Genomic DNA, 15,173 nt, shown 5'->3' on the forward strand with positions numbered 1-15,173 from the left:
CTACGGCCGACCGCGTCAGGCGGGATGGCCCACGATAAGCCTTTCGAATTATCAGCGCGAGCGTCCGATACCGCGTCTATTCCAAATGTTCGAACAAACTTGCGCATCGTCTACGAGGCTGAGGCCGAGCGGAAACATGACGGCCACTTACGAGTGCTGCCGTCAAGCGAGCAGGTCCGGTACCTGACGAAGCGCGTTCCATCGTCTCCACGCCCGCCTCACTCGCGGGTCGGGGATTGGCGCGGGCGACCAGGGCGATGTGCGCCGCCCTGCGTGTTTCGCGTGACTTTTGCCACATACCGTCGACGCATGGTTAACGATTTCTTCATGTTCTGTCGATGGCACAGGCTCGCGCTTCTGACCACAATGAAACAGGTCAACGTGAGCGGCGCGGTGCGCCGCCGCTGGCCAGCCTCTGCCGGACGCTTTGTGCCTGTGCAAGCGCCTTGACATCACGCACACCCTGCGAAGCGCCCGTGGTCGGTGACAAGGAGATGAACATGAAAAGCAAAAGTTTGACCTGCGCGGCGGCCGTTGCGGCCACCCTTCTGTCGTTGAGCGGTGCGGCGCATGCCAAAGACCCCACCTGTTCCAACGAAACGCTGAGAGGCCTGTATGGATTCAGCGCTCAAGGCGAAATACTCGGCATCATCGGCACGGATGGTGCGGTTCACTACGCAAAGTCTCGGCTGCTGCTCAACGATGTCGCCGTCGTCAACTTCGACGCCAACGGCAACTTCACGCGAAACGATGCGGGCAATATCGGCGGCTTGCCAAAGTCGGGCGGCGCCTTCAATTCCGTTCAGTTCGGCACCTACAACGTGAACAGCGATTGCACGGGAACGATGACGATCAACTACGGCACGAAAGCGAGTCCCGCAGGCGTGGTGCTCGTCGTGAATATCGTTATCTCGTCGGATGCGACACTGGTGATCGGCGAGATGACCAGTGAGACGGTCCCCTTCGCTGCTGCGCCTCCGACCGTCGATGGTACGTGTGGGAACCCATGCTCCGAAGCGGTGCAAATCAGTTTCGAGGGCAAAAAGGTGCTCGCCTACGGATTCCGTTAGGCGGACGGGACACGGCTTCAGGGGAAAGGTGGCAGCGACATCGGTACGACGACGCTTGCCGCTTTGGTGCGCAGGCCGCCCGGCGCCCGGCTTTCGCTGGCGCAGCGGCGCGCTCGGCCAATCGGAGCTGCGGCAGACGCGACCCTTCAAAAACCGATCTGATCGCATCTTTCCGGCGGTCCGTTGCGGGTCGTCCTGAGCCGATCAGGTGTCGGGCCGAGTTCGGCCACTTTCAGACGTTCGAACTCGTCACTCGGTTAGACTATTCTCCCGCCAACAAACCGTGATCGAGTATGTCGCTGCCGATGATTTTCCTGCCTGCCATGCCCTGCGACGGAAGACTGTACGCCGACCAGATTGATGGGCTGAAAGATCTCGTTTCGCCCTCGGTCCTCGTGTTAGACCGGAAGACTTTCGCCGACAGCGCCGACGCATTGTTAGCTTCCACATCCGGGAGCTTCATACTGGCGGGGACGGCCTATGGTGGATGCCTTGCAATGGAAGTACTGGCAAGGGCGCCTGAGCGAGTTCGCGGACTCTGGCTGATGAACTGTCAGCCAGGTACTCACCCGAACCCAAGCGTTGTCCGAGCGACCAGCCTCAGGATTCGTCGCGGCGAACACGAAAATGTCATCGCGGAGTTTGCAAATAACGCCATCCCTGCTGACGACATGGCGTCACGAGCGGCCTTCGTCCGGATGGCGCGAGATACTGGCGCCGACACGTTCGCGCGGCAGTCTGACGCAACGCTGACTCGCTCTGATCGTTGGCCAACGCTGTCTGCTGCTAGCAAGATTCCGACGCTGCTGATCTGGGGCGAGGCCGACCACTTCGTTCCTGTCGAGGTCGGGAGTCGCATCGCTAAGCTGATACCACACGCCCGCTTTGAGTCGCTTCAGGGTTGCGGACACTTCCCGACACTGGAACGCCCAGCTTTATGCACAAAGATAGCGCGCGATTGGTTGATGAGCTCCGTTCTTTCTTGAGGCCTGTTGAGATTCGGTAGACCACGTTCGGCTACGGCGAGATGTTCGAGGAGGTCGTTCAAATTTTTGAGGCCAACCGGAAAGGGTCGACTGCCCACATTTCGCCGGCGCGGAGATGCGGCTGCGAAAGGGCGAGCCACTCCCCGAGCGGCGTGAGACTTATTCCGGGTGAGACCGAACCACCGAAGGATTCGGAGACGAACGGCGCATCGTCCTCCGGGCGACGAACGACCTGAACAATGTGCGTGATGCCGCGTGGACGGGGATGGTTACTGGCCCAGGCGGGCGCTCCCATTTTCAGCCCGATGGTGGCGCAACGCGGGAGGCTGATGGCAGTGATCTCTCGCCCCTCAAGAATGAATCCCGTCCGGGTCTCAATCTCCTGGATGATCCGATCCGACCACGTCTGCACAGACTGCATGTCGGCGGTCCCGAACACTGCGCGCCCAGCCGCGTCGTTTTCCGCTTGCATCGCTTTCGTGAGAAGCAACCCAGTCCATCCCGAGCAGTCGATGACCGGGGGCCTCGCCGATAGTCCTTCGGCTTTCACGCCCCGTTGGTATCCGGCGCAACCTGTATAAAGCTGCACCAGCCACCACATCGTCGTCTCGGCCGTCTCGAATATCATGGGCGAATTCCTGTCTCAGGATCAGTTATCCGTGGGAATTATGCACCGACCGCCGCATGTGCATCGATTGGTCGCTATGGCTCAACTGGCACCGTTCGCGATGGGCACAACGCGGCCCACAACCGGCCGTTCGACATCGATGCCTGAATCGCCGACAATCGACGGCGAAGTGTTCCGAAAACCGAGGACGCGCGCATGCTGCCACCTACGCCGATTCAATATATCGACTACCTAACGACCCACGGAGTTTTTGAAGGATTCATGCGGGATGGGGCTGAACCGGGGTATGTAGTGCTATGGCCCGCCGATGAGATATCCCGGAACAACGCTGACGTTGAAATAGAAACTTATGCGCCGGGGTACTTGGCGTTTGCGGGGAATGGTGGCGGAGAGTTGTTGGCCTTTGACTTTGCTGGGGTCGTATTCATGTTGCCCATGATCGGTATGGCGTCAGAAAGCGCCATACGCATCGCTGATAGCTTTCAAAACTTGGCTGAGCGTTTCGATATCTGACCCACGACCTAAATCAGTCGGCTACGGAAGTTCAGCGCTGGTTGGTGTCCTGCGTCGTGGGGCCGTGGTCATTCGTCTCAGCGCGGCCACAACCGGTCGTTCGACATCGCCGTTCAGATCGTCGACAATCCCTTGCGCGGCACCCGCGCCCAAGGCTGGTATTAAGGACGAATGCCATGTACGCGGCAATCTCATTGCGAACAAATTCACAATGTCAAAACACATTCTGTTAGCTACCGCGACCCGCAATGGTCACGTCGAGCGCAGTCACTGGGGGTCGGTCGCAATCACAGATGCCCAAGGCTCGTTGCTCGCTTGGGCCGGGGACCCGGATGTCTACGCATTCTCTCGCTCAACCATCAAGCCGTTTCAAGCGATTCCGTTTGTGCGGGATCGCGGCCCATCCAATTTTGGATTTTCCACCTCGGAAGTTGCGTTGCTGTGCGGAAGCCATTCAGGCGAAGATACCCATGTAGCAGCGGTTAGCTCGATGCTGTCAAAGATTGGATTGTTGGAGCGGGATCTACGCTGCGGGGTCCATTTGCCGATTCAGTATGGTGAAGACAATTTGCCCCCTGGTGGAAGTCGCTTTGACCAACGACACAACAACTGTTCGGGGAAGCATGCTGGATTCTTAGGGTATTGCTGCATGCACCGTCACGATCACGCGGACTACGTCGCGGACAGTCACCCGTTACAGCAAGACATCGTCCGGGAGATCGAACGGCTATCTGGACTGCGAACGTCAGAGCTTTGGTTTGGCACGGACGGATGCAGCGCACCTAACATTGGCATGCCGCTGTCTCGCCTTGCGATGATGTGGGCCCGACTGGCTTCTGGCGCATCGGGAGGTAGCGCGAAAGAAGACGCCATATTGACTGAGATCTTCGCGGCGATGACAGCACACCCGGAGATGGTTTCAGGGACCGGCCGCTGTGACCTGGCGATTGCGCGAGCAACATCTGGGGATTGTGTCGGAAAGGTGGGCGTAGACGGCACATACGTGATCGGGGTTAAGAGCGTTGGTTTAGGAATCGCCATCAAGATTGCTGATGGCGACCTGTCAGCGCTTTACGCAAGCGCGGTCGCCGTCTTGAGGGAAATCGGGCTCGTCGACGATAGAAACGTCTCAGTTCTCGCCCGCTGGGACAATCCACGCCTCCGCAATCTCCGCGGAATTGAGGTAGGCCAGCTTAAAACGATGGTGCACCTGAGTCGAACCTCAGGGTGAGTCGATCTGGCATCGGGCTCAGTTCGGCCGAGGGTGTGTCAAAACGCAAAAGTTGAAGGTTTTGAGGGGTCACTTTACCCTTCCCGACACGCCATCAAGCCGTTGTAGGCCCTTCTCGAAAGCCGACTTTTTGAACGAGAGGCGTGATCCTGAGTTTTGACACACCCTCGGCCATGAAGGGACCGTCGGCGCGCATAGCTAAATCGTCAGCAATCTACGGCGATACGTCGACGACGACGGGGAAGTTTGAAGGATCTAGCCATACGGCAACCATAAGGCTCCAATGCGGAAAGTATGCGTACTTATTGCTTTGGCGGTAACCACTTCGGGAGCAATAGCAAACCCGTCAGTCGCTGCTTTTTTGGGCTTGGAATATGATCCTGTGGTTCAAGCTGCTACTCGCCCTCACGGATTGATTGACGCCGTCGAAGATGATTCGGGGCCGCTGCGCACGCAAGCGCAGACGTGTTTCGAACGGCCCGCAGCGGAAGAGATGATCCGCTCTGAGCGGGTGTCCACAGACGCGTTGCCGAGCGTGTCGCCCTTTCTTGGGATCTTCGGATTCCTGCATGAGTGGCTGCAATCGACGTGCTTGCTAGCCGCCAATTCCATCTAAAGCAGCGCGGACGGTGGATTGCCAAGGCCCACAACGCGCGTGAGGATGCGATGCACGCGACTGCGAGGCCACAATCGCGGATCCAAACGAAACGGTCGAATGCATAGGGCGAGTAATTGGTGATGTACGGACCAATGGCCGCTTTTGGGTATGTCGAGAGACCGGTACGGGTCGAACCGCGCCGCTCAAAGTCACTTTGCTGGGTCTTCCCTAACGGCGATAGCCAAGGGGTGGAATGGCAGGCGCAAGGCCCGTCAGATATGGATTCCGCCCTTTGCGGTAGCAGATCTGTAGCACACGAAACTTCCCCTCATAGAGCATTAATCGCCGATGCTGACGCTGCTCGCAAGGTCGTATAGTGCAGCCCGGTGCTCATACCTGCCAACATCGACAGGTAGTTCCGATGCACTGCCTGCGCCATCATTCATATGATCATTGCGAGCGTACCGTAGAACACCTCTTGCGTTCCGTGCAATCAAGGCATCACCGCTGCGCATCCAATTCCAACCCGCAGCGGCGTAAAAGGCCAAGAATCGGCTTCTTCGCAATGACTACCTTCCGAAGGGCGACAGCGAGGCGACGAACCATGACATCCAGCAGACTCGAGCAAATGCAGGTCAATCTCACGTTGGCCTATATCATCAACAACGCAGCAACCAACCGATTCGGGCACCAAATCCCGCATCCAACTGTCAGGCAGGTCAAAGAGATCATCGTGGATCGCCTGAACGGATCAAAAAAGACCCAGAACAATCGGTTCGAAATTGTTTGGGGGCCTGCTATCGTATCGGACCCCAATGGCTTTGCTGCCAATGTCACCGCGGTCTTGCAATTGGCAGGTACCAACGAGTATTCAGTGGTGACAAGCGGCACCGATTTCCAATCCACGCTTGATCTTCTAGGCGATTTTTCGTATAGCTCCCTTGAGCCGTTCAGCGCGTATGTGCCGAACTGCCCGTCGGACGCACGCATATCGGCGGGTACAAACGGAGCGCTGTTCAACGTATTGGGGAAGGCGGATTCAAGCGAGAAAAAGCTCGCCGACTTCCTGAGGACTGTGCAACCGTCATCGGTAATCAACGTTATCGGGCACAGCCTCGGAGGAGCGCTAGCATCCGCGATTGTGTTGTACCTGAAGAATCAGAGCGGCTTGCAGACTCACACGTACCACTGCCAGACGTTCGCCGGCCCGACAGCAGGCAACGATGTGTTCGCCGACTATTTCAACGAGCAAATGCGAGCCAATGCGGTACGCATATTCAATTCGCGAGATATCGTGCCGATGGCATGGAATGCAGACAGCATTCTGAATGTGAAAACCGTATACAGTGACGCCAACATTCCGACCCCGTTGGATATGAAGCTTAAGGTCGATGCGGTCAGCTTTGCTACAAGTCCTCTGAAATACACCCAATGGGGAACGTCCGATCCTTCAGGACCCGTGACGCCTGTGATGCAGTACAAGCTTGACGGGAAGGTGAATAAAGATATCGGAAAGACTGGTACAGATGATTCGAAATTCCAGGCGCAGGTTGGCTATCAGCATATCTTCGAATACATTACCTGCTTGGATATGGCTCTTACTGACATAGACATCCCCGGGCCGGGCGCCGGGGACGCGAAATGAGTCTCCAATGAATCGGTGACGGCCGCGCACGCGTTGGTCAATGAGGCACGGTGCCTGTGGCCGTTGGCGCGCACAGACTATCGCCGATCAGCGAACGGCCGCAATGGCCTTGGTACCTTTGCAACAATTCCGAAGCGTGCACTTTGAGCTTAAACCAGAGCCGTATCGTTGAATCGGAGACTCTTCCGTTTCGATCAATACACTAGCCAAGCGAGAAATGAAATGATTTTGAAAGAAGGCTACGCGACTATACTTAGTCACGACAATACGCTGCAATTCGCAATAGATCGCCAGATAGTAGGCCAGCAAACTAAAACATCGCCGCTAATATCGTATCCCACGAGCAACGGAAATCCTGCTGAATTATTCCATGTAGTTCATGATTCAGAAAACGGTGCGATTTATAATATTTTATCCCATGGCAACGAATACCTCGGAATCGTGGGCGATCTTTGGCCTATTAACGGAAAGAATATGGGCGGGATATTAATCGCTTGCGGCGTTAGTTTTGCAGAGAGAGCATACTTCATGCTGCTAGATGACAATACATTATCGATTACACCAGGACCAGTTCGACAACGCGCTGCGGCGGCCTGGACCGATTTTGTCACTATCACGGGCGTGCATAACGCTGGCGATACAATTGACTTTAACTTCAATTATTCAAGTTGATTAGCAGGAATGTAATGATGCGAGCCTGACACCAGCGGATTGCCTTGTTGGGAATTTATTAGAATGCACCCCGCCTACCGGTCGGTGTCAGGGCCTTGGCTAATTCACTGGCGGATTCAGTGGAAAGGTGGCCGGCGGAAATGCGCGAACATCATTCCGGTCGCCCTGTCTTTTCCCGCACCACGAAGCACAGTCAAAGCAACTTTATGCCGCACGCGTCAGACGGCTGATTGCCCGCGACACACCCGTGTGGCATGCTGGACGCCGTTTTGTACGAGGAAAGGCTGACCATGGCACAGCCATCTACGCACCATCACCCCGCGACGCGGCACAAGCCGAAGCCACATGTGGCGCCGGCGTACGTGCAGCAATTCATAGATACACATCTGGCCGCTGCGCAGGAGATCCAGCGCAAGTACCAGGTGCCGGCAGGCGTCGTCATTGCCCAATCTGCACTTGAAAACAACTGGGGAAGGTCCGTCGTCGGCAACGCCTATTTCGGCGTCAAGGGCCGCGCTCCGAGCGGCGACAGCACGACATTCACGACGCACGAAGTGATCAACGGCAAAGCCATCAAGATCGATGACGCCTTCCGTGCCTACGGCAGCTATGAAGATGCCGCCGACGACCATGCGCAGATGCTCCGAAACAACCCGCGCTTCCGGTCGTCGTTTCTCTACACCCGCAGTTCACAGTTCGCCAACGCGCTCGCCAGCAATGGCTATGCGACGGATCCGTCTTACGCAGTCAAACTCAACGCAATCATCCGTGCGCACAAGCTCGATCAATATGACGCGCCCAGGACCGAGCCATGATGCGCCGCGCAATCATCATTGCGGCGCTGATCGTCAGCACGCAGGCGTGCGCCGCCCAGCAGCCGGTGACGAATGACGACAACGCGGCCACCCATGCGGCCGACATCACGCGTACCTACGGTCTCTCGAAAGACAAGACGGAGTGCCTGCTCTTCGATACCGCAGACAAGGGCGAATACTTTCTTGTTCGGGTACGCGAAAACCACACGGAAGCGTGCGGCGGTGTCGCTGGCGTCTCGCCTACACTGTTCTTCCTGAAGATTCGCAAACGCGACGGCTACACGGTCACTACCGCTTACGACGGCGAGCGCTATTTGCCGCTCAAAACGCCCGCCAAGGACTGAGTCTCAAGGCCGCCGAAGCACAGTCAACGTAACCTGGTAACGGCACCGTGCGTATGGTGCGTTTCATCGTCGTGAGCCGTGTGGCAAAGTGACTTTCGAACGCACCTTCCAAGCGCTGCGGGATGTAGTACTCGCTCGATTTCGGCTTCATGGCGCGGCCAAATTCGGCACGTGCCTCGCGATACTTTTGCCGACGTCGCCCAAGATGAACTGACCGCGTCGGCAGCGCTCTGCCCCTTGTCGATCTCGACTTCTTTCTCCCGCGCCAAGGCCTCGTCAGCACCTTTCGTTTTGAACGTTTTTGCTATACTCTGCCCTCGCTTGCGTAGCTGGGCACGCGAGCGACTGCCTGCTGGCAGGATTGAAGCCACGTTTTATCCCCGTCGGAAACTGTAGCAGTGTCAGATCGCTTTCGGCGCTACAGGGTCAACTTGTAGCAGACGCTGCTATAAACTGGGATTCACAGGCTGTCACGGCGCTTCAGTTAGGAAGAAGCAGAAAGCCGAAAACGCCCATGGGATAAGACAGAAGCCGGTAACAACAAGGCTCCGGCTATCCCATTGCAGATATCCATCTCCCCGTAGTTCAATGGATAGAACAAGTGCCTCCTAAGCGCTAGATACAGGTTCGATTCCTGTCGGGGGGACCAACTAACTTCCCAGCTTCTCCCAAGTTTTACCAAAAAGCCCCGTACTGCCTTGCGCTGCGGGGCTTTTTGCTGCCATCATTGCCCAAGGTTGCCCAATACAAACCAGATCTTATGGGGGTATCGAGGGGGGGTACATTCGCCCTACCTCGATTTTCAATACCCCCACTTCAATTATGCCCAAACAAATCGTACCGTTGACCGAGTTGCAAGTCAGGCGCGCCAAGGCTTCTGACCGCCCCTACAAGCTGGCTGACGGCAAGGGGCTTTACATTCAGGTCATGCCGAACGGTGCGCGCTACTGGCGCATGAAATATCGGTTCGAAGGCAAGGAAAAGGTCGCGTCATTCGGGGTCTACCCCGAAGTCTCGCTTGCTGATGCGCGCAGTGCCTGTCTGGCCGCGCGGAAGCAATTGACCGCTGGCGTCGATCCGTCCGCGTATAAACACGAACTCAAGCGTGTACGTCTGCTTGAGGCTGCGTCAACATTCGAGATCGTTGCCCGAGAGTGGTTCGAATCGCAGAAAGGTGGGTGGACCGAGGTCTACGCCGACAAGGTGATCAGTTCGCTGGAAGTCGACGCGTTCCCTAAGATCGGTGTCAAGCCGATCAGTGACATCGAGGCGCCGCACATGCTTGAAATTTTGCGCGCGATCGAGGCGCGGGGCGTGCGAGAAACCGCCAAGCGCGTGATGCAACGCTCCCGCGCCGTTTTCCAGTACGGCATTATGACCGGCCGCTGTTCCCGCAACCCCGCCGCCGAAATTGACGTCAAGACCGTGCTCAAGAAAGGGCCCGGTGTTCAGCACATGGCGCGCGTCAAGCCGATGGAAATTCCGCAGTTGATGCTCGACATCGCCAACTACCAAGGCGACGTGGTGACACGCCTCGCGCTGCACTTCATGGCGCTGACATTTGCTCGAACAACCGAGATGATTAAAGCGGAGTGGAAAGAATTCGACGAGAAAGCAGCTGAGTGGCGAATCCCGGCCGAGCGGATGAAAATGCGCGACCCGCACATTGTACCGCTCTCACGGCAGGCGCTCGAAGTGCTGAAAGAACTGCGCGATCTGAATGGCGCCGAACGATTCGTGTTTTACAGCGTGCAGGGACGCAGCCGCGGGCCGATTTCGAACAACACGATGCTGTTCGCGCTCTATCGCATGGGCTACAAGTCCCGGATGACAGGCCACGGCTTCCGTGGACTTGCCGCCACCGTATTGCGCGAACTCGGCTATCGCCGTGACGTTGTCGATCGGCAGCTCGCGCACGCTGAGCGCAACCAAGTGACGGCCGCTTATGTGCACGCCGAATACCTACCGGAGCGGCGTGAAATGATGCAGCGTTGGGCCAATTATCTCGGAAACGCCAGTCAGTGATCTAGATTTTTGGGTCAACATGAATACAAAGTCAGCAAAGCAGTGGATTAGACCTTTTTCTTTGCAGGCGTGACCACGCTTCTGCTCGCGCTACCCTTCGTTGACGCATGTGCCGCGTCCGTCACCATGCCCGAGCCATGTCGATACGCCTGCGGTTGCCTCACGCCGCGACCCTCCAGCCCTCTTGATGCGCTCGAGGTATTCGGCGCGTATGCATATTGCAGCCTGTGTGGCGCGAGCTCGCGGGTCATGGCGACCTTGCCACCAAGTGGTGATAGCGGGTCCTAGCTTAGAGATGAGATTTGCGCGCTAGCTTGTCGCCGCATTGATTTGCCTGATCGATCGGTCTGCGCACAGAGTTGGCAGCGCACTCCCGGCCCAGTTAAGGCTGGAGCTCCTCACGCGTCGTGGGGTCTTCGTGGTCGACAGACTGGCGCCCGAAATGCCGAGTTCAGCGACCGAAAATTGGCGACCTTTGATTCCTTCCATCGCAGCCCTTACGTGTTTGCGATTGTGTACTTCGATCTGCCTTGACAAACCATGAAGTTCATCGGCACATCACGACGAAATATTCTTGCCAGACCGACAACGTCAGGTCGGTCAATGTGGCACGCTTACAACGCATTTTTAATCTATGCGTGCATGGCTATTAGTAGTCGCAAGTATTTGTTTATTAAAAGAACCGCTCCTTAAGCCCGATCGGTTTATTAGAGAAAAATAGCCAAGTATGGCTATTTTTTCCTTTATTATCAATGCGTTATAAAAATCACGTAAATCGATGTACGCCGATTTATGGCAACATTGCCCAACGTTAACAGGTGCCGCTCAATTGCGGCAAAGGACTGGCAATGTCTCCCAAAGCATCAACCGAGAAGACGCACAACAGCATCCATCTCTCCCCTCCTAAATCCTTGCCGCTCGATGGCTATTCGCGCTGGAGTGATCTGCAAGACTTTGTGCCGTTCTCCCGGGAGACACTACGCACTCGCGAACTAGAAGGACGCTTCCCGCGCCGGCAGCATCTTTCGCAACGATGTGCTGTTTGGTCAAACCGCGAGCTTCATCGCTATTTTTCTGACCCGGTCGGCTACCGCGTGGAGAACTAAACGATGTTGACGACCCAACTTGGAAAAGGCCGAGACCCCAGCGAAAGCGCAACTCCGACGACGACCCGCGATGATAGTAGCGCCAAGGCGTTGACCAGAGCTGGTCCTCTCATACTCGACCTGCAGAAGAGCGCACGCGAGCGTCTGCGCATCTCGCACACTAACTATCGAGGCAAGCCATATATCGATCTCCGGATCTGGTTTGTCGACGAAGCGGGCGACTACCAGCCGTCGCGCAGCGGCGTGAGCATCCGCCCTAGTCACATCCCAGAGATCGTGCGCGCGCTGACTCTCGCAGGCCGCGAAGTGCCGAAAGGGGCATGAGGCGTGAGCATCCGCGTAATGACCTTGGTTTCAGAACGCTTCCCCCGTGGCGGCAGCGATCTCATTTGTATGCTCATGCTTTCCGATTGGTGCAGTGATGAAGGAGACAGCCTGTATCCGTCGATATCGTTCCTGGCTGCCAAGATGCGAGTCAGCGAGAGCCAAGCACGCCGCGTTCTTCACAGGCTGATCGCCGAAGGCTACATCGCCGTCGTCGGAAACGCCTTTGGCGGTGCACCGGGTGCGACGCGCGACTATCACATGAACGTCGCAAGGCTTCTAGACCTGCCGATTGCCCCCAAAATCGCTGAGCATTTAGCGCGCACCGAGTTACGTCACCGCAAACGCCCGCACGTTGACTCCGAATCACGCCAATCTGATGACGAGACGGCTGGCATCCATGCCAGGGGTTGCGCTGATGCTACCCCTAGCGCAGATGCTACCCCTAGCATGGATGCGCAAGACGGGTCGCATGGATGCGCGGGAGGGCTAGCACCGATGCGCGAGACGGGTTGCATGGATGACACCCTAACCACCATGAACCATCAGTTAACCACCATTGAATCGTCAGCTATAGACACACAGCAAAAGGACGATTCCAAGGCGGCGGACGCGCGCACTGCTTCGAAGCCCCAAAAGGCAAAAGTGCAAGCGTTCGACGGACTCGCGTATCTGCTCGCTCACGGCGTTGATCCGCAAGTCGCCGCGGACTGGTTGGCTGTGCGTAAGTTGAAGCGCTCCCCTCCCACCGAGACTGCTTTCAGGGCGGTGGCACGTGACGGTGCAAAGGCCGGCATTACGTTCGCCGAGGCGGTCGAATACTGCGCGGGAAAGAGTTGGGTCGGTTTCTACTCCGACTCCTACCTCAGGGACAAGCAAGTCTCGTCGACGGCTCCGCAGCGCGTCACCTTCATGACGTCGCAGGAGCGTAACCGCGCCATTAGCGATGCCAACATGCGCGAATTCATCAACGATGATCCGCTGCTTGGGGCTAGCGACCCGTTCACGATCGAAATGGGACATTGAGCATGCAGATACAAGACAAAGCCGAGTTCGCCAAGGCGCTGAACCTGTGTTACTCGACCTTGCAGAAGCCATTGCCGGAATCGGATGCGCTCAAACTCTGGTTCCGGTTGCTCGAGCCGTACTCGCTGGCGGACGTGAAGGGCGCACTCATTCGACACATGGCGGAGAGCAAATACGCGCCTGTACCGGCCGACGTGATTGGTCGCCTAAACACGCGTATCGACTGCTGGCTTGGAGCAAGCGAGGCATGGGCCGTCGCGAAGCTGGCATACGACGAACAAAACACGGTGGTGACGTGCGCAGAGATTCAGCAGGCGCTAGACCATGTTCGTCACCTGCTAGACGATGGCGACTACAGCGCCGCGGGTGCATTCAAAGAGACGTATCTGCGCATTAGCAACGTCGCGCGCCTGAGTCTGGCTGTCCCTCACTGGACCATATCCGTTGGCTTCGATGCCGTGCAGCGCGAGCAGGTTGTTCAACGGGCCGTTGACGAAGGGCGCATCGCGCTTGACGACGGCCGCGTGATCTACCCGGCACTCGTCGGCCCCGACGACTCTGACGCATTCGATGAGGAAACAGCCGCGAGGAATCACTCGCAGATAGCTGGGGTGCTCGCGGTCCTTCGGAAAAAGCAGGAGCCCGCGCCGATCCGTGACAAGGCGCCGGAAATCACCGAGGCCGAGCAACGGAAGGCCGAGCAACAGCGCAAGGTGGACGATCGCCTCATGCTCGAGGCGAAGAAGCACGCGCAGGATGAACGTGAGGCTGCGATCGACGCACGCGAACGTGCTGTCGCCAAGCGTGAGGCAGCTATCGTGGCATGGCAAGCGGCGCACCCCGACGTCGCGCTCGAAGGTGCGGCGTGAGCACGATGTCGAACCTAGGGCGAGGCCCGTCACTGCAATGGGCGTGGTGCCTGATCGACGACCACCGCGCCGGGCGTCGCGTTTCGCAGCACCAAATCGATTTCGCGCTGGAGGCAATATCGCGCGCGACGGGGCGGCGTCCGTCGAACGGCACGCATTTCGACGATGAGGGACGCTTGCGGAATGTGGGGTTTGCGCGCGCTCACTCTCGCCAGCCGCGAAGTCCCGCAGGGAGACTTTTGATGGCGCCCCTGAAAAAGGCCTTGCAAGCCGTAAACCCCGGCGCCTATACTTTTCACATCGCTCAAACAACAGCGATTCGGGCTTGGCCGCTCGACAGCTCCATGGCGGATGACCGCCAACCGGCGGTATTTTTTCGTCCGTACGCCTTCGCGCGCCCTTTCCAATGGCGGGCCTTGGCTGAGGGGACACCTTCGGGTGTGCCGGTTCCCATGGACGCCGGTCGGCCAACCCCAAAGCCTTGCGCCCGCCACCTCCCTCTTGGCCGATGGATGGCGGGTTTTGAAACCGTCCATGGAGGTCGCATCATGCGCCGTATCGTCGCTCGCCCTGAGCAAGCACTTCTCCCGAATATCCTCACCCAACGCTATCCGCTTTTCGGACTTGCTGGCCGCAACGCCGCGGAACTGTGGTTACTCGACTCGCCGGATCTCAGCATGGCGGACTGGCGCGACCTGCGCTTTTATCAGCTCACCCTCGGCAACAATTCGTTCGTCGGCGACGCCGAGCGCCGCAAAACGTTCAACGAAAGTTTCGCTCGTCAGATTGCTTTGTCGATCGCCAATCAATCACGTAAGGAGCGCCGTCATGCGTAAGTCAAAGTTCTCGTTGAACCAACTCGAAACCGCTGTCGAGGCGCTGATGGCGCTTCGTTGGGCCATTGATCGCACTCTCGTCGACGACGACCTTCCCGGATTTGTCGCGATCGCTCGAGCGCTGGCGCCAGCGGCGCGCAGTGCACTGGCAGCCGTAAAACCATCGCCTGTCAGCATTCATTTGAACAACGCACTGAACGCCATCTCCTACATCGAGAGGGAGATCGACCCAACGATGCCGACGCCTGAATTCGACCGATTAATCGGAATCGCAGATCCTTCGATTGAACGCGCCGAATCTGCCATTTCTGACGCGCAAGCTCTGCTTCGGGAGCAGGTGCGCCCTGCTTCTCGCTCCACTCGCAAATCTTTGCGCGGTCATATCGATTAGGAATCCTAATATGTAGCACGTTGACTAACTATTGCGTGCCGCAAAGGGGTAACGAGACGTGACACCCACTCGTTAAGCATTCTGTGATCACTGC

The 15,173-nt window shown here is 57.4% G+C and carries 16 protein-coding genes and 1 tRNA gene; 16 read left to right on the forward strand and 1 reads right to left on the reverse strand.

The genetic code is table 11. The features are described 5' to 3' along the window. Nucleotides 1–500 precede the first annotated feature (500 nt). Entirely contained in the window at nt 501–1,070 is a 570-nt protein-coding gene (locus tag M0D66_RS18900; protein WP_093645158.1) for a hypothetical protein, read from the forward strand. 293 nt (nt 1,071–1,363) lie between these two features. Further along, a complete protein-coding gene (locus tag M0D66_RS18905) occupies nt 1,364–2,056 on the forward strand; it encodes an alpha/beta fold hydrolase (RefSeq protein ID WP_266211116.1) in 693 nt (230 codons plus the stop codon). Between the two features lie 58 nt (nt 2,057–2,114). Here the strand turns inward: M0D66_RS18905 and M0D66_RS18910 are convergent, their stop codons facing one another. Then, entirely contained in the window at nt 2,115–2,684 is a 570-nt protein-coding gene (locus M0D66_RS18910) for a hypothetical protein (protein WP_266211117.1), read from the reverse strand. 195 nt (nt 2,685–2,879) lie between these two features. On the opposite strand from M0D66_RS18910, the gene M0D66_RS18915 reads away from it, so the two are divergent. The 14 genes from M0D66_RS18915 to M0D66_RS18980 all read left to right on the forward strand — a co-directional run bounded on the left by M0D66_RS18915 (nt 2,880) and on the right by M0D66_RS18980 (nt 15,079). Then, the gene (locus M0D66_RS18915) at nt 2,880–3,197 is read left to right on the forward strand and encodes an SMI1/KNR4 family protein (protein ID WP_266211118.1); all 318 of its coding nucleotides are present in this window, start codon (nt 2,880–2,882) and stop codon (nt 3,195–3,197) included. Nucleotides 3,198–3,408: 211 nt separating this feature from the next. Further along, complete coding sequence (locus tag M0D66_RS18920) at nt 3,409–4,428, forward strand: asparaginase (protein ID WP_183733979.1); 1,020 nt, start codon at nt 3,409–3,411, stop codon at nt 4,426–4,428. A gap of 1,202 nt (nt 4,429–5,630) precedes the next feature. Further along, nucleotides 5,631–6,671 (forward strand): lipase, encoded by a 1,041-nt coding sequence (locus M0D66_RS18925; RefSeq protein WP_200654929.1) that lies wholly within the window; start codon nt 5,631–5,633, stop codon nt 6,669–6,671. A gap of 222 nt (nt 6,672–6,893) precedes the next feature. Beyond that, nucleotides 6,894–7,343, forward strand: a complete 450-nt coding sequence (locus M0D66_RS18930; protein ID WP_200654928.1) for a hypothetical protein — start codon at nt 6,894–6,896, stop codon at nt 7,341–7,343. Nucleotides 7,344–7,597: 254 nt separating this feature from the next. Continuing rightward, entirely contained in the window at nt 7,598–8,158 is a 561-nt protein-coding gene (locus tag M0D66_RS18935) for a glycoside hydrolase family 73 protein (RefSeq protein ID WP_266211119.1), read from the forward strand. Then, the gene (locus M0D66_RS18940) at nt 8,155–8,502 is read left to right on the forward strand and encodes a hypothetical protein (RefSeq protein WP_266211120.1); all 348 of its coding nucleotides are present in this window, start codon (nt 8,155–8,157) and stop codon (nt 8,500–8,502) included. The genes M0D66_RS18935 and M0D66_RS18940 overlap by 4 nt, the downstream gene beginning before the upstream one ends. A gap of 574 nt (nt 8,503–9,076) precedes the next feature. After that, a tRNA-Arg gene (locus M0D66_RS18945) sits at nt 9,077–9,151 on the forward strand. 173 nt (nt 9,152–9,324) lie between these two features. After that, nucleotides 9,325–10,527 carry an integrase arm-type DNA-binding domain-containing protein gene (locus tag M0D66_RS18950; RefSeq protein ID WP_266211121.1) on the forward strand — a complete coding sequence of 401 codons (1,203 nt, stop codon included), beginning with the start codon at nt 9,325–9,327 and terminating at the stop codon, nt 10,525–10,527. Nucleotides 10,528–11,375: 848 nt separating this feature from the next. Further along, the gene (locus M0D66_RS18955) at nt 11,376–11,633 is read left to right on the forward strand and encodes an AlpA family transcriptional regulator (RefSeq protein WP_266211122.1); all 258 of its coding nucleotides are present in this window, start codon (nt 11,376–11,378) and stop codon (nt 11,631–11,633) included. 3 nt (nt 11,634–11,636) lie between these two features. Then, nucleotides 11,637–11,957 carry a transcriptional coactivator p15/PC4 family protein gene (locus M0D66_RS18960; RefSeq protein ID WP_266211123.1) on the forward strand — a complete coding sequence of 107 codons (321 nt, stop codon included), beginning with the start codon at nt 11,637–11,639 and terminating at the stop codon, nt 11,955–11,957. A 3-nt stretch (nt 11,958–11,960) separates the two neighbouring features. Further along, nucleotides 11,961–12,983, forward strand: a complete 1,023-nt coding sequence (locus tag M0D66_RS18965; protein ID WP_266211124.1) for a helix-turn-helix domain-containing protein — start codon at nt 11,961–11,963, stop codon at nt 12,981–12,983. Nucleotides 12,984–12,985: 2 nt separating this feature from the next. Beyond that, nucleotides 12,986–13,852 carry a hypothetical protein gene (locus M0D66_RS18970; protein WP_266211125.1) on the forward strand — a complete coding sequence of 289 codons (867 nt, stop codon included), beginning with the start codon at nt 12,986–12,988 and terminating at the stop codon, nt 13,850–13,852. Between the two features lie 242 nt (nt 13,853–14,094). Then, nucleotides 14,095–14,688 (forward strand): hypothetical protein, encoded by a 594-nt coding sequence (locus tag M0D66_RS18975; RefSeq protein ID WP_266211126.1) that lies wholly within the window; start codon nt 14,095–14,097, stop codon nt 14,686–14,688. Continuing rightward, complete coding sequence (locus tag M0D66_RS18980; protein ID WP_266211127.1) at nt 14,681–15,079, forward strand: hypothetical protein; 399 nt, start codon at nt 14,681–14,683, stop codon at nt 15,077–15,079. The genes M0D66_RS18975 and M0D66_RS18980 overlap by 8 nt, the downstream gene beginning before the upstream one ends. The last annotated feature ends 94 nt before the right edge of the window (nt 15,080–15,173 follow it).

It is taken from the genome of Paraburkholderia sp. SECH2 (assembly GCF_030464795.1).
GTDB classification, from domain to species: domain Bacteria; phylum Pseudomonadota; class Gammaproteobacteria; order Burkholderiales; family Burkholderiaceae; genus Paraburkholderia; species Paraburkholderia aspalathi.